This is a genomic window from Actinokineospora diospyrosa (assembly GCF_024171925.1).
GTDB classification, from domain to species: Bacteria; Actinomycetota; Actinomycetes; order Mycobacteriales; family Pseudonocardiaceae; genus Actinokineospora; species Actinokineospora diospyrosa.
Map to the genome: position 1 here is coordinate 1 of NZ_JAMTCO010000021.1, position 17,318 is coordinate 17,318.

Sequence of the window (17,318 nt, forward strand, 5' to 3'; positions counted from 1 at the left end):
TGGGTTTCGACGCGGGCGATCATCAGGTCGACCATGGTGATGATCTGTTGTTCGTTGAGTTGGTGGAAGACGATGATGTCGTCGATGCGGTTGAGGAACTCGGGGCGGAAGTGTTTCTTCAGCTCGTCGTTGACCTTGTTCTTCATCCGCTCATAGTTCGACCCGGTGTCGGTGCCGGAGGTGAAGCCGAGGCCGACGGCTTTGGAGATGTCCTGGGTGCCGAGGTTGGAGGTGAAGATGATGACGGTGTTCTTGAAGTCCACCGTCCGCCCCTGCCCATCGGTCAGCCGGCCGTCTTCGAGGACTTGCAGGAGGGTGTTGTAGACCTCCTGGTGGGCCTTCTCGATCTCGTCGAACAACACCACACTGAACGGCTTGCGGCGGACCTTCTCCGTCAGCTGCCCGCCCTCTTCGTAGCCGACGTAGCCGGGGGGTGCGCCGAAGAGGCGGGAGGCGGTGTAGCGGTCGTGGAACTCGCCCATGTCGATCTGGATCAGGGCGTCGTCCTCGCCGAACAGGAAGTTCGCCAGCGCCTTCGACAACTCCGTCTTACCCACACCCGAGGGCCCCGCGAAAATGAACGACCCCGACGGGCGCTTCGGGTCCTTCAACCCCGCCCGGGTGCGGCGGATGGCCTGGGAGACGGCCTTGACGGCGTCCTCCTGGCCGATGATCCGCTTGTGGAGCTCGTCCTCCATGCGCAGCAGCCGGGAGGTCTCCTCTTCGGTCAGCTTGAAGACGGGGATCCCGGTCCAGTTGGCGAGGACCTCGGCGATCTGCTCGTCGTCGACCTCGGCGACCACATCGAGGTCGCCGTCCTTCCACTGCTTCTCCCGCTCCGCCTTCTGGCTGAGGAGTTGCTTTTCGTTGTCGCGCAGCTTCGCGGCGCGTTCGAAGTCCTGGGCGTCGATCGCCGATTCCTTCTCCCGACGCACATCGGCGATCTTCTCGTCGAACTCCCGCAGATCCGGCGGCGCCGTCATCCGGCGGATCCGCATCCGCGCGCCGGCCTCGTCGATCAGGTCGATCGCCTTGTCCGGCAGGAACCGGTCGTTGATGTAACGATCCGCCAGGGTGGCGGCCGCGACCAGGGCGGCGTCGGTGATCGTCACCCGGTGATGCGCCTCGTAGCGGTCGCGCAGACCCTTGAGGATCTCGATCGTGTGCTCCAGCGACGGCTCACCCACCTGGATCGGCTGGAACCGGCGCTCCAGGGCGGGGTCCTTCTCCACGTACTTGCGGTACTCGTCCAACGTGGTCGCGCCGATGGTCTGCAACTCACCCCGCGCCAACATCGGCTTCAGAATGGAGGCGGCGTCGATCGCGCCCTCCGCCGCACCCGCACCCACCAACGTGTGGATCTCGTCGATGAACAGGATGATGTCACCGCGGGTCTTGATCTCCTTGAGGACCTTCTTCAACCGCTCCTCAAAGTCACCGCGGTAGCGGGACCCGGCGACCAGGGACCCGAGGTCGAGGGTGTAGAGCTGCTTGTCCTTCAGCGTCTCCGGCACCTCCCCCTTGACCACCATCTGCGCCAGACCCTCGACCACCGCGGTCTTGCCCACACCGGGCTCGCCGATCAACACGGGATTGTTCTTGGTGCGCCGCGACAGCACCTGCATCACCCGCTCGATCTCCTTCGTCCGCCCGATCACCGGATCCAGCTTGCCCTCACGCGCCGACGCGGTCAGGTTCCGACCGAACTGGTCCAACACCAACGACGACGACGGCGTCCCCTCACCCCGCCCACCCGTCTCCGTGGACTCCTTACCACCCTGCGAATACCCCGACAGCAGCTGCAGGACCTGCTGACGCACACGATTCAAATCAGCCCCGAGCTTCACCAGGACCTGGGCGGCGACCCCCTCGCCCTCACGAATCAACCCCAACAGGATGTGCTCGGTCCCGATGTAGTTGTGCCCCAACTGCAACGCCTCACGCAGCGACAACTCCAAAACCTTCTTCGCCCGCGGCGTGAACGGAATATGCCCCGACGGCGCGTGCTGACCCTGACCGATGATCTCCTCGACCTGCTGACGCACACCCTCCAACGCGATGCCCAGCGACTCGAGAGCCTTCGCCGCGACACCCTCACCCTCGTGGATCAACCCAAGCAAAATGTGCTCAGTGCCGATGTAATTGTGGTTAAGCATCCTGGCCTCTTCCTGAGCCAGAACGACCACCCGCCTCGCGCGGTCGGTGAACCTCTCGAACATTCGCCACTCCCTGCGGGCAGCGGGGCCTGGGGCAGGCACCTCCACCCATGACTATATAAACATGAAGTGACCTTGGGAAGGCTCAGTCCAGGCCGAGCATCCGGATGCACCGCCCGGCGGCCGCCAGGTCCCCCGAGACGCGCACCGCGCCGGTGGCGATCATCTCCGCCGGGCTGGTCAACCGGGCCCCCACCCGGATGAAGGTGTCCGCGTCGCAGGCCACCGTCATGTCCGGCTCGGCCGAGGCGCCGCGGGCGAAGCGCACCTCGCCGTCGCGGACCTCGATGACGAAGTCCTGCCCGCCCACCCGGAACTGGTAGGTGTCGTCGACCTGCGGCACCGCCTCGCGCACCACCATCGACTGCACCGCCAGGAAACCCCACTCGGCCCTGGTCGTGCCGCCCCGGTCGTCGTCGCGCAGGAACCCCAGGCCCCAGCGGGCCAGCGCCAGCAGCGGCTGGCGCAACTGCTCACCCGACTCGGTGAGCTGGTAGCGCAGCGCCCGGCCCTCGCCGGGGATGGCGATCTGCTCGACCACCCGGTGCTCGGTCAGCGTGCGCAGCCGCTCGGAGAGCAGGTTCGGGCCGATGCCGGGCATGTTCTCCAGCAGCGCGGTGAACCGGGCTGGCCCGATCAGCAGTTCGCGCACGATCAGCATCGTCCAGCGCTCGCCGAGGACGCCCAGCCCCACCGCAAGCCCACAGCCCCGCCCGTAGTCCTGCTTGATGGCCATGTAGCCCCTCGTTCTGGATCCGTTGTGGTACAAGGGTGCGGTTCCGGTGCAGCCTATAAGCCACGGGGCGCCCCGTCGAGCAGACGCGCGCCGTTTCGCCCGGTACAGCACCGGATCTCCCCCGATGACACCCTGATGGAGGACGCGGATGAGCGTGACAACGCTGCGAGCGGACAAACACGAGGAATGGCGGCTCTCCGCGGTGGGTTGGGTGCGCCACCGGGCGAACTTCGCCGACGCCGCGGTCCCCAGTGCCCGCCGCATGGTCGAGTTGGCGCAGGCCGGGCCCGGTCAGCGCGCGCTCGACCTGGCGTGCGGGGTCGGTGTTCCCGCGCACCAACTGGCCGAGGCGGTCGGTCCCACCGGGTACGTGCTCGGCCTCGACATCGTCGCGGAGATGGTCGACGGCGCCCGCGCCTGGGCCGCGGCGCGCGGACTGACCACAGTGGACTTCAAGACCATCCCGGACGAGTGCGATCTGGGCGTTGAGCCGGGCAGTTTCGATCTTGGCACGTGCCGGGCGGGATTGCAGTACATGGTCGAACCCGGCGCGGCGCTGCGGTCCATGCACACCGCGCTGCGGCCGGGCGCGCGCATGGTGTCGATGACCGTCGGCTCGCCGCAGCGCTGCACCTCGCTGCGGATCCTGGAGGAGGTGGTGGCCAGGCACATCCAGATGCCCGCCCTGATCCCGGAACCGGACAAGGGCGTCCCCGGCACCGTCGCGCTGTCGGACCCGGCCGACCTGGAAGCCCTCTACCGCGAGGCCGGGTTCACCGACGTGCGCACCGAGGTCGCCGACCACCCGATCGTCGGCGCGGCCTCCGCCGAGGAGTACTGGGACGTCTGCGAGCGCAGCGCGGGCCCGTTCATCCTGCTGCTGCGCTCCGTCGACGACCGGCTGCGCGCGGCGATCCGCGCCGACGCCATTGCCACCCTGCAAACCCAGTTCCCGGCCGGACCGGTCGTGATGACCGGGGAAACGCTGATCACCACCGGTACCCGCTGACCGTCCCAGGTGGACCCACCGCCGCGGTGGGTCCACCTGGGAGCGCGGCGCTCAGTCCAGGTCCCCGACCATGAGGTTGCCGACCGCGTTCGGGTCGTCGCTGAGGTAGAACTCGCGGATCGCCGCGGCGTACTCGTCGCGCTGCACCGAACCGTCGTGGTCGGCGTCGAGCGCGTCGAACATCCGCCTGGTCTCCTCCTCGCTGATCCCCGAGCGGGTCTGCGCGGCGATCATCTCCTCCACGCTGAGCTGGCCGCTGTTGTCCTTGTCCGCCAGGTCGAACACGGCCAGCGCGAACGGCAGCGCCACCTTGTCGACGAACTCGGGCTGCTCCATCGCCGCGTTCCACTCGGTCTTGCTGACCGTGCCGTCGGCGTCGGCGTCGGTCGCCGCGGTGATGTCGGACCACAGCTGCTCGGCGAGGCCGTTGATCCGGTTGGCCTCCTCGGTCTGCGGGCTCACGTCGAAGGTCTGCCGCCAGATCTCGGCCATCGCGGTGATGTCGTTGCGCTGCAGCACGCCGTCGCGGTCCACGTCGAAGCGCTCGAACGCCTTCTCGTACTTGCGCAGCTGAAGTTGGGTCGCCATCGCACACCTCTCCTGTCTCTCCCGCCCGACGCCTCGGTTCGGGCTGGGATGTCCTCTCGTGTCACACGGTCTGTCCCACGGGCCCGGCCTGCTCGCCGTCCGGGCCCACGCCTATCCCTGGTCTGTGCTGTCTCTCCGGTCCCGCATCACCGCTCCGGACTGGCTGGATCGGTGGTCCGGCTGGGCTGTGTCGTTGGTCCGGACGCGCAGTGTCTTGAATCCGGGCGGGCTGTCATTGGTTCGGGCGGGCTGTGTCATTGGTCCGGGCGGACGCCGAAGAACCACGCCCCCGGCGAGTCCGGGTCGTTGGAGGTGAAGGCGTCGCGCACGACCGCGACGAACTCGCCGCGGTCGATCCGGCCGTCGCCGTTGGTGTCGATCTTGGCGAACGCGTCCACGGCGATGTCCCTGCTCAGCCCGGACGCCAGGTACACCGCCACGTACTCCTCGGTGCTGATGGAGTCGTCTCCGTCGGCGTCGAGGACCCGGAACACGGTGTCGGCGATCGGGCCGACCGTCGCGGCGAAGAACACCTCGTCGTCGACCAGCTTGTTCTCCATCACCGTCACGCAGTCCACGGTCGGGATGGCCGGGCCGGTGGCCACCGCGGTGGTGCCGTCGCTGTGCCGCAGCAGGTGTTCCCACCAGGCGTCGAGCGCGGCGTGGATCGTCGTCCAGTGCGGCGACCCCGCGGGCAGCCGCAGCGCGCCGCAGGTGCTCTCGGCGTGCGCGGCGAAGTCGGCGGCGGAGAGGTACCCGTCCCCGCCGACGTCGAAGATCTCGAACATCGCCTCGAGGTTGCGCTGCTTCTGGCTGGTCACGTGGGGACCTCCGCGTCCTGGATGTGCGGCCTGGCCGTGGACAGGTGGGTGGGGGTGGTGCCGCAGCAGCCGCCGAGGACCTCGACCCGGTGCTCGGCGCGCCAGCGGCCGAGCAGGGTGGCGAAGTCCGTGGCGGTCAGCGCGGCGGGCAGGTGCCGGTCGACCGGGCCGTCGGTCCCGGCGCGGTCCTCGATGTTGGGGTAGGCGCCGACCGGTCCCGCGCAGGCCGCGCGCAGCACCGGCAGGCAGGCCTCGGTGTCGGCCGGGGTGGTGCAGTTGACCAGGACGGCGCCCGCGCCCGCCCGCTCGACCGCGCGGGCGGCGGTGGCCAGGTCCTCGCCGGAGAGCAGCCGGGCGCCGCCGCGGCAGACGAACGACACCCAGGCGCGGGCGCCCGCGGCCAGCGCCGCCTCGAGCGCGATCACGGCTTCGCGCAGGGTGTTCATGGTCTCCACGAGCACCAGGTCGACCCGGGCGCGCACCAGGGCGGTGGCCAGCCTGCGGTGCTCGGCGCGCAGCACCTCGTCGGGCGGGACCAGGTCGGGCCGGTAGCAGTCGGCGACCGGGGCCAGCGACCCGGCGACCAAGGCGGCGCGGCCGGTGTCGGCGCGGGCCGCCCTGGCGAGGCCGACGGCGGTGTCGACGACGGTGGCCTGGTCGGTGCCCAGCCCGCGCAGGGTGCGGTCGTGGCAGCGGAAGGTGTTGGCGGTGATGACGTCGGCGCCCGCGCGCAGGTGTGCGGCGTGGATGCCGCGCAGCACCCGTTGGTGGCCGGGGTCCAGCAGCGCGCGGGTGGTCCACCACGGCGCGCGCACCGCGATGCCCGCCCGCTGCAACTCGGTGGCGACCGCCCCGTCCAGCAGGACCGGGGGCGCGGGCGCGGCGTGGGCGCTCATGTCAGCTCGGCGTCGCCGCGCGGATGACCAGGGTGCGGCTGGGCAGCCGGATCACGCCGTCGGGGTCGCGGAACCCGGCGACCGAGGCGGCGATCGCGGCCCAGGTGTCCGGGTCGTCGGCGCTGCCGTAGCGCTTCTCGATCATGGTGAGCAGGCCCGGTGGTGAGCAGGTGCGGTAGAACTCGACGTACTCGGCGGTGTCGGTGAGCCAGAACGGGGCGATCTCGTCGGTGATCTCGATGTCGGTGAACCCGGCCGCGCGCAGTTCCAGCTCGGTCTGCTCGGCGTCGGACATGCTGTACGGGTTGGGTTCGCCCGGGGGTGGGGTGGGCAGCTCCAGCCGTTCGGCGAGCACCCGGAAGCCGCGGGAGATCATCGGCGCCTCGGCCGGTTCGCCCCACACCGAGGCGGCGAGGGTGCCGCCCGGTCGCAGGACGGCGGCGATCGCGCGGAACGCGGCGATGTGGTCGACGGCGAACATCAGCCCCCAGCGGCTGAGCACGGCGTCGTGGCCCGCGGCGGGCAGGTCCAGCGATTCCACGTCGCCCTGGCGGACCTCGACCGGCGCGTCGTCGGGCCCGAGCTCGTCGGCGGCGCGCGCGGTGGCGATGGCGACCATCTCCTCGGCGAGGTCGATCGCGGTGACCCGGCCGGTGGGGCCGACGACGCGGGCGGCGCGCAGCGCGGGTTCGCCGATGCCGGTGCCGATGTCGAGCACCCGGTGCCCCGGCCGCAGGGCCGCCTGCTCGATGAGCCGTTCACTGATCGTGGCGCCGCCGCGTTCGAACTTGTCCTGCCAGGTGAGCCAGCCACCGCTCATCGCGTTCCAGTTGGCGCGCTGGGTGGCCTTGAACCGGCCGGGTTCGAACTCGGTGGTGGTCACCAGGATGCTCCCGCTCCTCGTTCTTCGATCACGGACCCGGCCGTCGACCCGGTGGTCGATCCGGTGCCGTTAGTGGGCCACCGCGACCGAAATCCGCCGTCCGGCCACGAATTCGAGTGCGGTGGTTTCGCCCGGGTTACGCCCGCGCGCTGAGAAAGCCGGTCCCCGACCTGCCGGAAATGATGTTACTCCGACCGCAACCGCCCGCAAGTCACCAGATCCAGCGCGTTATCCACCCGATCAGCCGAATGTGGGCTACCCACCGTGGGTACGGCGTTCGGGTGCTCTGGACCATCGTCAGTGCGATTCCGCCAGCCACAGGTTGGCCAGGTCGAACCAGCGGTCCACGGTGGGCATGGCGATGGCGTTGCGCACCCGGGTGCCGCGCAGGTGCGGGATGGTCGGGGCGTGCACCAGCACCGGGACGATCGCGGCGTCGCGCATGATCGCGGCGTCGACCTCGTGCCAGGCCGCGCTGGCGGCGTCGGGGTCGGTGATGGACAGCGCGTGGTCGATCATCCGGTCGACCTCGGGGTTGCTGTAGCAGCCGTAGTTGCCCGTGCCGTGCACGGCGTTGGTCTGGAACATCGGTTGCAGGAAGGCGCGGCCGTTGTCGCCGAACCAGTCCGGGGTCCACGCGGCGACGGCGATGTCCCAGGTCCCGGCGCGGGCGTTGGCCGGGTTCTGCAGGTGCGGGTAGTGCTCGGCGTGGCCGAGGCCGACCAGCCGCAGGTTGATGCCGATCTTGCCGAGGTCGGTGGCCAGTTGCTGGGCGACCTCGGGGTTGGCGTCCATGTCGCGGTGCACCACGGTGAGCTCGAGGCCCTCGCCGTAGCCCGCCTCGACGAGCAGGGCGCGGGCGCGCTCGGGGTCGCCGGAGTCGCCGGGGGTGGGGTAGGGGTCGTAGTCGCGGTAGCCGTAGTTGCCCGGTGGGATGGCGGTGTGCGCGGTCCACATGACGGTGCCCGCGGCGAGGTCGTCGAAGATCTTGATCATCGCGGTCTTGTTGACCGCGTAGGCGATGGCCTGGCGCACCCCGAGCTTGGTGACCGCGCCGCCTGCGTTGGGGCTGACCATGTTGAACGCCAGGTACGGGTTGACCGCGTAGCCGAGGTTGTCCGCCGGGTCGTCGGGGTTGATGTCGTAGGGCTCGGTGACCGGGGACGCCCACGACAGGTCGGCCTCCCCGGAGCGGATCTTGCGGCCCACGTCGGCGGGGGTGGCGGCGCGGTCCATGGTGACGTGCACGCCGTCGAGGTGCTGGTGGCGGACCGGGTCGGCGTCCTGGCGCCACGCCGGGTTGGGTTCCATGTGCAGCATCTCGCCGTGCACGTACTCGGTGAGCCGGTAGGGGCCGCAGGAGCGGACGCCGCGGCGGAAATCGTCGCTGTCGGGCAGGAAGGTGTCGTACTCGACTGGCGCCGGCGAGGTGAACGCGGTCGCGAGGATGTGGATGAAGTCGGTCGCCGGGCGCAGTAGTCGAAATCGCAAGGTGGTGTCGTCGAGCGCGGTGATCCCGGTGATCTCGTGCGTGTTCTGGAATTGGGCGAGATCCGCGGGCGTCGGGTTGTTCGGTATCGCGGCGGTGTACGCGTCGCAGAATTCCTGCATTCCAACCAGGGTGCTGGTGAAATAGTGGATCGCGCCGCTGCGCAGCACCGGGTTGGCCATCCGCTTGAAGCCGCGGACGAAGTCGGTCGCGGTCACCTCGCGTTCCGGGGTGGTGTCCCAGCGGACCCCGGGGCGCAGCCGCACGGTGTAGGTGAGCCGGTCGGCGCTGACGCCGCCGTTGTCAGTTGTGGGGATCTCGGTGGCGACGTCGGCGACGGGGTTGAGGTCGCGCCAGTCGCGCAGGCCCTTGATCGGCGGGTAGGCGAACAGCTGCCGGGTGAACAGCCGGATGATCTGCCCGGAGAGCATGAAGAACGAGCTCGCCGGGTCGACGTGGTCCATGCTGCCCGGGCCGTAGAGCCGCAGCACACCGCCGCGGCGGGGGTGGTCGGTCATCGGTGCACCTCGTTGACTGTCCCTGTGACTGGGGCCGGGCTCGTGGGGCTGACTGCGCTCTCGAGGCGAGGAGACGGGAGCGGTGCGGCGGCCGGGGCGAGATCGGGCAGCCCGCCGAGCGCGGCCAGCACCGGGACACCGGGTGGCGCCGGGGGGCGGCAGTACCGCAGGGGGATCACCGTCGCGGCCGTGAGGGCGTGCTGCTGGACCGCGATCAGCGCGGGCACCGAGCGCGCCGGGTCGTCCTGGACGGCGAGCGCGGCGTGCGCCAACGCGGTGCCCTCGGGGTCGCCGAGCAGCAGCGGGAGCAGGAAGACGCGGGCGTTGTCGTGCGCCCAGTCGGGGAACCAGGTGGTGAGCAGCAGGTCCCAGCCCGCGCGATCACCGGTCATGGCCCGCTGGTGCTGCTCGTGGGTCATCGGTCGCGAGTGGATGGTCATCCCCACCGCGGCCAGGCCCGCGGTGACCCGCGCCGCGCAGGGCGCGTCGGTGTCGCGGTGCGCCAGGGTCAGCGACAGCGGCGCGGGCAGGGCGCCGCGGGCGGTGGCGGTGACGCGGTGGTGTCCGTCGTTGCCGGGCGGGATGACCGTGTCCGCGATGCGGTCGAGGGTGTCGGCGATGGCGAGCCGGGCGGTGTGCTCGCCGAGCGGGCCACCGGTGTTGAGGGTCAGGTACTGCACCCCGTGCAGGGGGGCGCGTGCTTCGCCCTCGGCCGTGAGGTCGACGTCGGCTGCGGTTTCGTCGGGGGTCGCGGTGATCACCTCGGCGTGCCTGCCGCGGACCGGGTCGGCGGCGGGGCTCCACGCCGGGTTCGGCTCGAACCGCAGGACGCCGTCGGCGATCCCGACCGGCCGGTACGGGCCCGTGGACCGCAGGGCCGCGCGGACCTCGGGGCTGTCGGGCAGGAACGCCTCGTACTCGACCGGCACCGGCGCGGCGCACGGCAGGGCGAGGATGTCGATGATGTCGGGCGCCGGGTGCTCGAGCTCCACCACGAGCGTGTGCTCGTCGAGGGCCAGGACCCCGGCGATGTCGTGGGTGTTGGCGTGCTCGGCGAGGTCCGCCGCGGTGCGCAGCGACGCCGGGTGCCCGTCGCGGTAGTCGGCCATGCCGCGGATCGTGCTCAGGAAGTACGGCAGCGCGGTCGAGGTGTGGAACGGGCCGCACAGCCGCTTGAGGCCGCGCACCACGTCGTGCGCGGTGACCGGCCTGCCGGTGTCCCAGCGGGCGTCGCGGCGCAGGTGGATCACGTAGGAGGTGCCGCGCGCGCCGAGCCCGGCGTTGTAGATCGACGGGATGGCGGTGGCCAGGTCCGGCACCGGCGCGACCGACTGCCAGCTGCCCGGTGCCGCGTCGGAGCGGTAGGTGAACAGCTGGCGGGTGTGCAGCCGGGTCAGCGCGGCCAGCGGGTGGCGGTGCGCGGCGACCGGCTCGGGCAGGTCCGTGCCCGCTTTCACGCGCAGGCGCATCGGGGGCCTCACGACATCCGCTCGGCGAGCCGACCCATGACCTCGACGGCCCGGTCGATCTCGGTGTGGTCGTTGAACAGGTGCGTGCACAGCCGTGCCGCGTAGTGCTGGTGCGGGGAGCCCTCGACGTCGAACTCGGTCCACCGGGTCCAGATCCGGTGCTCGGACTCCAACCGGGACACGAACTCGGCGATCTTCTTGACGTTCCACGCGTCGGCGGGGTCGCGCAGCGGGTGGAAGGCGATCAGCGGGGAGCGCAGCCGCTCGTCGGCGCCGGGGGAGTACATCGCGGCGGTGCCGAACCGCTCGGTCAGCAGGGCCCTGGCGTGCTCGGCGAGTTCGAACACCCGCCGCTCGATGCGGTCGCGGCCGATCTCGTCCCACAGCTCGCACGCCCGGGCCAGTGCCGCGCCCCTGGCGATGCTGGCGCTGCCCGCGCTCTGCAGGAAGTCGCCGATGTTGCAGCTCTCCACGGAGGTGGTGGTGCGCGGCGGCGGGGTGCCCTGCATCGGGTACCAGGTGGAGATGATCGGCCAGAACGTGGGCAGCGGCAGCGGGTTGTGCTCGGGGTGGACCTTGTTGCGCACGTAGAGCAGCCCGGTCCCCAGCGGTCCGCACTGGAACTTCGAGCCGGAGCAGGAGATGAAGTCCGCGCCCAGCGCCCGGAAGTCGCAGTCGAGCATCCCGGCCATCAGCGCGCCGTCGATCACCGTGGTCAGCCCGTGCCGGTGCGCCAGTTCGCACAGCGCCCTGATCGGCAGCATCGTGCCGGTGAACAGGGTGATCCCGGCGAAGGCGAGCACCTTGGTGCGCGGGGTGATCGCGGCCTCGAAGCGGGCGAGGATGTCCTCGGCGCGCACGTCGTGGCCGACCGGCAGGGTGATGGTGGTGACGACGACGCCGTGCCGGTGGCGGAGCAGGTTGAGGTTCGACAGCACCGAGTAGCACTCGTGGCTGGTGGTGACGACCTCGTCGCCCGCGCGCAGGTCGAGCCCGTGGATCACCCGGGCCATGCCCTCGGTGGCGTTGTGCGAGATGACCATCTCGTCCTGGTCGACCCCGTAGGCCTTGGCGATCGTGGCCCGGTGCTCGGGGTAGAGGCCGGGCGGGTAGACGTCGAGCAGACCGCCGGTCCACTCCCGGGTCACCCGGTCCACCACGTCCAGGACCTCGTGCGGCATCGCCCCCACGGTGCCGGTGTTGAGGTGCACCGAGTCGGGGTCGAGCGCGAACAGGGAGCGGATCTCGTCCCACGAGCGGGCGCGCAGGCCCGCCTCCATCACGTCCACTGGGTTGTGTCCCCTTCTTGGCCGATCAACCGACGATGTCGCGCAAGTCGAGCGCGTTGGCCCGCTTGCCGGGGAAGTCGCAGTACCACAGCAGGTCCCCGTCCCAGGTCATCCCGGTCGGGTTCCCTTCCACCACAACGGAACCGAGCTCGGCGCCGGTGTTCGGATCGGTCGCGCGGATGCGGCGCTCGACGTAGTCGCCGTGCACGACGACCCCGTCGGCGTAGGTCAGGCCGGACGGTTCGCCGCCGCCGGTGGGGTGTTCGACGAGCACGGCCATGGTGGTGTAGTCGCGCAGTTGCAGCACTGTCGGGCCGCGCAGCGCCATCCAGATGCCCTCGGGGGCGTGTTCGATCCCGGTGAGCCTGCCGCTGGCCGGTGGGACCTCCCGCCGCTCGACCTGCTCGCCGGTGTCGCGGTCGAGCAGGATGAGCCGCTTGGGCCGGAAACCCACCTGGCACAACAGGTTCCCGTCGAAGGCGAGGTCGGCGCGCACCGACCGGCAGCGCAGGGTCCGCGCGACGGAACCATCAGCGGGGTCGAGCGCGTAGACCTCACCGGCGGGTTGGTCGGAGTGCCACAGGTGGGTGCCGTCCCAGGTGAGCCCGCACGGGTAGTCGCCCGGCAACGGGAGCCAACGGCGGACCACCGCTGTCGCCACTGCCGACCTCCCGCGCCACCAGACACGATTGCTTCAGGAACATAGCACGGTATGCGGTTCCTTGGTCATGTCTGGCGGAACTGCTATACAAGCCAGTAGTAATGGGCGATCCGAGGGGTGAGTGGCATGTCGGAACAGGTCATCGATCAGGTCGGCGAGTACTACGACGACATCGGCGAACTGGTCGAGCTCGTCGGCGGCAACCTGCACGTCGGCTACTGGGAGTCCGATGAGGACCGCGCGCCGTTCCTGGAAGCCATGCAGCGCCTCACCTTCGAGGTCGGCGCCCGCCTGGGGCTCGAGCGCGGCCAGCACCTGCTCGACGTCGGCTGCGGCGTCGGCGAACCGGCCGTGCGCCTGGCGCAGCGCTACGCGGTCGCCATCACCGGGATCACCGTCAGCCACTGGCAGGTCGCCGAGTCCGCCCGCCGGGTCATCGCCGCCGGGCTGCGCGGGCGCGTCATCACCCGCTACGCCGACGCCGCCGACCAGCCGTTCCCGGACGCCTCCTTCGACGCCGCGCTGGCCTTCGACTCACTGCCCAGCGCCCAGGACAAGTCCCGGTGGCTGCGCGAGGTCCACCGGGTGCTGCGTCCCGGCGGCCGGTTCGTCTTCACCGAGTACCCGCGCACCGCCGAGCTGACCGACGGGGAGCGCGCGATCCTCGCCGCCAACACCATCCACACCCCGCCCGCCACCCTCGCCGAGTCCACGGCGCTGGCCGAGACCGCCGGGTTCGACGTGGTGGCCGCCGAGGACTGGAGCGAGCGCGTCCGGCGCACCTACGACGAGTTCTTCGCCGCCCTCACCGCGCAGGGCCCCGCCCTCGCCGAGGAGTACGGGGCCGAGCGCATCGCGATGTTCACCACCGGCATCACCACGATGTTCTCCCTGTGCCGGGCGAAGATCGGCTACCACGTCCTCACCTGCGTCAAGCCCGCCTAGGCGCTGCCGGGGTCAGGCGCGGGTCAGGCGCGGGTCAGGCGGGGAAGCGGCGGCGCGGCACCATCGGCAGGGCGTCGACCGGCATGGTCAACGCCACCTTGGGCTTCGGGGTGTGCCCCGGCACCGGCTCCAGCCGCCACCGGGCCGCGATCGAGGCCAGCGTCAGCGCCATCTCGGTGAGCGCGAACGGCTCCCCGATGCAGGTGTGCGTGCCGGTCCCGAACGGGATGTAGGCCCCGCGCGGCAGCGCCTTGGCGTTGTCCGGCGACCAGCGGTCCGGGTCGAACGCGCCGGGGTCGCGGTGCAGCGCCGGGTTGTGGTTGAGCGCGTGCGGGCTGTACATGATCGCCGCGCCCGCCGGGATGAGGTACCCGCCGATGGTGGTCTCCCGGGTGGTGGTGCGGCTCAGCGCCCAGCCCTGGGTGCGCAGCCGCAGGGTCTCGCTGATCACCTGCTTGGTGTAGGCCAGGCTCGCCAGGTCGACGTACTGCGCGGTGCGCCCCGCCAGCACCCGGTCGGCCTCGGCGAACAGCCTGGCCTCCACCTCCGGGTGCGCCGCGACCTCGTGGCACGCCCAGGCCAGCGTGTTGGCGATGCTCTCCGCGCCCGCGATGAAGATCGTCATGACCTCGTCGTGCAGTTGCCGGTCGGACATGGCGGCCTCGCCGTCGTGCGCGAGCATCAGGATCGACAGCAGGTCGCCGCGGTCGAGCGGGGCCGCCCGGTAGGCCGCGATCACGCTGTCGATGACCTCGCGCAGGTACCGCTCGGCCGCCCGGTAGCGGCGGTTGGCCGGGACCGGCAGCCGCGCGAGCAGCCCGGTGGGGTCCATGATCCGCAGGTACAGGCCGTTGAGCACGGTCGCGGTGGCCTCGCGGAACCGCTCGGCGTCCACACCGGTGTCGGCGGAGAACATCGCCCTGGTCAGGTTCGTCAGCGCCAGGTCGGCCATCTCCCGGTGCACCTCGACCCGCTCGCCGTCGCGCCAACCGCCGAAGCGCCGCCCGGCCTCCTCGGTGATCAGCGCCGCGTAGCCCACGATGCGGGTGTGGCTGAACGCGGGCTGCATCAGCGCGCGCTGCCTGCGGTGCAGCTCCCCGTCGGAGATGCCCAGGCCGTTGCCGAACATCGCCCGGAACCGCTCGGTGATCGGGCCGCCCTTGCCGAAGGTGTCCGGGTCGCGCAGCGCGGTCCTGATCAGCGCCGGGTCGTTGATCACGTACACCGTCTGCCCGCCGAGCCGGATCCCGATCACCGGGTCGGTGCCCTGCAGCGAGAGCAGGAACTCGCGCGGGGCGCGCCGCATCAGCAGCGCGTGGCCGAGCACCGGGACCGCGCCGGGGGCGGTGGCCGGGGTCAGCACGTCCGTCACGGTCACGCGGCACCTCCGGGGAAGGGGATTAACTCCTATAATGTATAGCGCCAAGGTCAATCCCGGTCGGGTCCGGGTGCGGTCGTTCTCCGCGGTGTCCCGTCCTTCCAATGGGGCAGCTGTTACTACCATCGGGTGGTTTTCGGTGTTACTATCTGGATCAAGTTGCCGGTCGCGACCGGCTCGGTGAGCCAGGGGAACGAGATGGCGGGCAAGCGTGACTACGGGCAGTTCTGCGGCTTGGCCGCCGGGCTGAACATCATCGGCGAGCGGTGGACCCTGTTGCTGGTCCGCGAGCTGCTGGTGAGCGCGCTGCGCTTCAACGAGCTGCTGGACAACCTGCCCGGCATCGGCCCCAACCTGCTCGCCGAGCGGCTGCGCACGCTGGCCGAGCACGGCCTGGTCGAGCAGCTCGCGGTGGTGGGCGACGGCCGCGCCAAGCGCTACCGGCTCACCGAGCGCGGCCAGCAGCTGCGCGGCCCGGTGCTCGGCCTGGCCCGCTGGGGCATGCAGTTCCTCTCCCTGGACGACCGCGACGGCGGCGAGGTGCGCGCCGAGTGGGGGATCATCGCGGTGCAGGCCATGGTGGACACCGGTCGGGTGCCCGAGGTGGACGAGGCCTACGAGTTCCGCGTCGGCGAGGAGACCTTCGGCGTGTTCGTCGACGCGGGCGCGGTGCGGTTCGTGCCGGGCCCGCCGGTGCGCGCCGAGGTCGTGGTCTCCAGCGACCCCGACACGTTCATCCAGATCGGCGCGGGCATGGTGAGCCCGTTCGACGCGCTGGCCGCCGGGCAGATCAAGCTGGAGGGGCCCGCCGAGGCCATCCGCCGGTGCACCAGGATGCTCGGGCTCACCTAGGCGTGATCATCTAGGTGCGGATCTCCTCGGTATCTCCTCGATGTGATCACCGGGGCCCGATCGCCGGGGTCTGATCACTTCGGAAAGTGATAGCCTGGCCGTGTGGTCGATCTGCGGGCAGTGGCCGAGGACTACCTGAGCCACCGGTTCCCGCGCGCCGACCCGACCTACCGCCGCCCGACCCCGCGCCTGGACGCGCGGTTCTGCCGCCGGGTCGCCCGCCTGCACGACCGGGCGCCGCTGCTCGGCGCGGGCACCGAGGACGCGTACCTGGCGCTGCGGCAGGAGGATCTCCGCCAGTACCGGGCGATCCGCGACGCGGGCGTGCGCGTGCGGCCGTGGCGCGGCGCGGGCCAGCCGTACCCGGACTCGCCGACGTTGATCGACGAGGTCACCCGCACCGGTGTGCTGTGGCTGTACCTCACCCGCTCCGGGCACGGCCCCGGCAGCACCGACGGGCACCCGATGCGCCACCCCTCCGGGGTGGTCGAGGACGGGGAGCCGCTGTGCCACAACGACATCCTCCGGGTGGTGCACGACCTGTTCGGCCACGTCGCGCTGCGCGCCGGGTTCGGTCCGCGCGGTGAGTTCGCCGCGACCGGCGGGCACCTGCTGCTCTACCCGGCCCGCGCCTGGCCCGCGCTGTTCACCGAGCAGATCGGGCAGATCTGTTGGTACTTCTACGGCGACCACCTCGCGACCGGGCCGCGGCGGTACCCGGAGCAGAAGGTCTTCCTTTACCCACCAGCGTTTCTCGACGAGTTCCGCGGACTCCTCCAGCCCGCGCGGTGACGGCCGTGCCGCTACACTGCCCGGCGAGTCCGCCAGCACAGGGGAGAACAAGGTGAGCGACACCGAGAACTCGGTCTCCATGTGGCCCAAGGGGGCGAGCGAGGACTACATCGCCGCCCGCGTCGAGTTGGACCGCGCCGAGCACGCCCTGCACGCCGAGGTCCACCGGCTGGCCGCGCTGCGCCGCGACCTGCCGCCGGGCCCGGTCCTCGACGACTACGCGTTCGAGGAGGGACCGCTCGACCTCGGCCTCACCGGCCCGGTCACCGAGACCGGGCTGCGCGAGGTGTTCGGCGACCGCGACACCCTCGTGGTGTACCACCTGATGTTCCACCCGGGCGAGGACGAGGTCTGCCCGATGTGCTCGCTGTGGGTGGACGGCCTGCACGGGGTGTCGCGCCACATCCTGCAGCACGCCGCGTTCGCGGTGATCGCCAAGGCGCCGCTCGCCGAGGTCCGCCGCTGGGCGCAGCGCCGCGGCTGGGACGGCCTGCGGTTCCTGTCGAGCTTCCACAACTCCTTCAACCTCGACGTCGGCTCGGAGACCGAGACCGGCGACCAGTTGCCCATGGTCAGCGTGTTCCGCCGCGAAGGCGACCAGGTCCGCCACTTCTACACCCAGCGCGCCAACTTCATGGACAACGCCGAGGGCGGCTTCGACCTGCTCAACCCGATCTGGCACCTGCTGGACCTGACCCCCACCGGCCGCGGCGACTGGTACGCGGGCAACTCCTACGCGGGCAGGCTGCGCGGCAACCTCGCCCCCTGAGCCGTCC

General features: G+C 71.0%; 16 protein-coding genes. 5 read left to right on the top strand and 11 right to left on the bottom strand.

Features of this window, described 5'->3' with window-relative positions:
* Together LV75_RS32820 and LV75_RS32825 are read right to left on the bottom strand one after the other, a co-directional pair.
* Positions 1-2,219, bottom strand: a 2,219-nt coding sequence (locus LV75_RS32820; protein ID WP_253887705.1) for an ATP-dependent Clp protease ATP-binding subunit, incomplete at its 3' end; no start/stop codon positions are given.
* A gap of 82 nt (positions 2,220-2,301) precedes the next feature.
* Complete coding sequence (locus tag LV75_RS32825) at positions 2,302-2,952, bottom strand: winged helix-turn-helix transcriptional regulator (RefSeq protein ID WP_253891317.1); 651 nt, start codon at positions 2,950-2,952, stop codon at positions 2,302-2,304.
* Positions 2,953-3,100: 148 nt separating this feature from the next.
* Between LV75_RS32825 and LV75_RS32830 the strand changes: the two genes are divergently transcribed.
* Positions 3,101-3,961, top strand: coding sequence for a class I SAM-dependent methyltransferase (locus LV75_RS32830; RefSeq protein ID WP_253891318.1), 861 nt, complete (start codon positions 3,101-3,103; stop codon positions 3,959-3,961).
* A 51-nt stretch (positions 3,962-4,012) separates the two neighbouring features.
* On the opposite strand, the gene LV75_RS32835 is transcribed toward LV75_RS32830, so the two are convergent.
* The 8 genes from LV75_RS32835 to LV75_RS32870 form a co-directional block, all read right to left on the bottom strand.
* The gene (locus LV75_RS32835; protein WP_253891320.1) at positions 4,013-4,549 is read right to left on the bottom strand and encodes an EF-hand domain-containing protein; all 537 of its coding nucleotides are present in this window, start codon (positions 4,547-4,549) and stop codon (positions 4,013-4,015) included.
* Between the two features lie 254 nt (positions 4,550-4,803).
* Entirely contained in the window at positions 4,804-5,370 is a 567-nt protein-coding gene (locus tag LV75_RS35720) for an EF-hand domain-containing protein (protein ID WP_253891321.1), read from the bottom strand.
* Positions 5,367-6,266 (bottom strand): homocysteine S-methyltransferase family protein, encoded by a 900-nt coding sequence (locus LV75_RS32845; protein WP_253891323.1) that lies wholly within the window; start codon positions 6,264-6,266, stop codon positions 5,367-5,369. Before LV75_RS32845 ends, LV75_RS35720 begins: the two co-directional genes overlap by 4 nt.
* Before the next feature lies 1 nt (position 6,267).
* A complete protein-coding gene (locus tag LV75_RS32850) occupies positions 6,268-7,149 on the bottom strand; it encodes a class I SAM-dependent methyltransferase (protein ID WP_253891325.1) in 882 nt (293 codons plus the stop codon).
* A gap of 297 nt (positions 7,150-7,446) precedes the next feature.
* Positions 7,447-9,156, bottom strand: coding sequence for an ABC transporter substrate-binding protein (locus LV75_RS32855; protein WP_253891327.1), 1,710 nt, complete (start codon positions 9,154-9,156; stop codon positions 7,447-7,449).
* Positions 9,153-10,625, bottom strand: a complete 1,473-nt coding sequence (locus LV75_RS32860; protein ID WP_253891329.1) for an ABC transporter substrate-binding protein — start codon at positions 10,623-10,625, stop codon at positions 9,153-9,155. The genes LV75_RS32855 and LV75_RS32860 overlap by 4 nt, the downstream gene beginning before the upstream one ends.
* A gap of 8 nt (positions 10,626-10,633) precedes the next feature.
* A complete protein-coding gene (locus tag LV75_RS32865) occupies positions 10,634-11,905 on the bottom strand; it encodes an aminotransferase class V-fold PLP-dependent enzyme (RefSeq protein ID WP_253891504.1) in 1,272 nt (423 codons plus the stop codon).
* Between the two features lie 34 nt (positions 11,906-11,939).
* Positions 11,940-12,575: an NHL repeat-containing protein gene (locus LV75_RS32870; RefSeq protein ID WP_253891330.1), complete on the bottom strand. Its 636-nt coding sequence runs from the start codon at positions 12,573-12,575 to the stop codon at positions 11,940-11,942.
* Between the two features lie 126 nt (positions 12,576-12,701).
* Here LV75_RS32870 and LV75_RS32875 point away from each other — a divergent pair, with 126 nt between their 5' ends.
* Positions 12,702-13,520, top strand: a complete 819-nt coding sequence (locus tag LV75_RS32875) for an SAM-dependent methyltransferase (RefSeq protein WP_253891332.1) — start codon at positions 12,702-12,704, stop codon at positions 13,518-13,520.
* Positions 13,521-13,554: 34 nt separating this feature from the next.
* Here the strand turns inward: LV75_RS32875 and LV75_RS32880 are convergent, their stop codons facing one another.
* Positions 13,555-14,898 carry a cytochrome P450 gene (locus LV75_RS32880; protein WP_253891334.1) on the bottom strand — a complete coding sequence of 448 codons (1,344 nt, stop codon included), beginning with the start codon at positions 14,896-14,898 and terminating at the stop codon, positions 13,555-13,557.
* 159 nt (positions 14,899-15,057) lie between these two features.
* Between LV75_RS32880 and LV75_RS32885 the strand changes: the two genes are divergently transcribed.
* The 3 genes from LV75_RS32885 to LV75_RS32895 all read left to right on the top strand — a co-directional run bounded on the left by LV75_RS32885 (position 15,058) and on the right by LV75_RS32895 (position 17,311).
* A complete protein-coding gene (locus LV75_RS32885) occupies positions 15,058-15,750 on the top strand; it encodes a winged helix-turn-helix transcriptional regulator (RefSeq protein WP_253891335.1) in 693 nt (230 codons plus the stop codon).
* 102 nt (positions 15,751-15,852) lie between these two features.
* Positions 15,853-16,542 carry a crotonobetainyl-CoA--carnitine CoA-transferase gene (locus tag LV75_RS32890; protein WP_253891337.1) on the top strand — a complete coding sequence of 230 codons (690 nt, stop codon included), beginning with the start codon at positions 15,853-15,855 and terminating at the stop codon, positions 16,540-16,542.
* A gap of 52 nt (positions 16,543-16,594) precedes the next feature.
* Positions 16,595-17,311, top strand: coding sequence for a DUF899 family protein (locus LV75_RS32895; RefSeq protein WP_253891339.1), 717 nt, complete (start codon positions 16,595-16,597; stop codon positions 17,309-17,311).
* Positions 17,312-17,318: the final 7 nt, after the last annotated feature.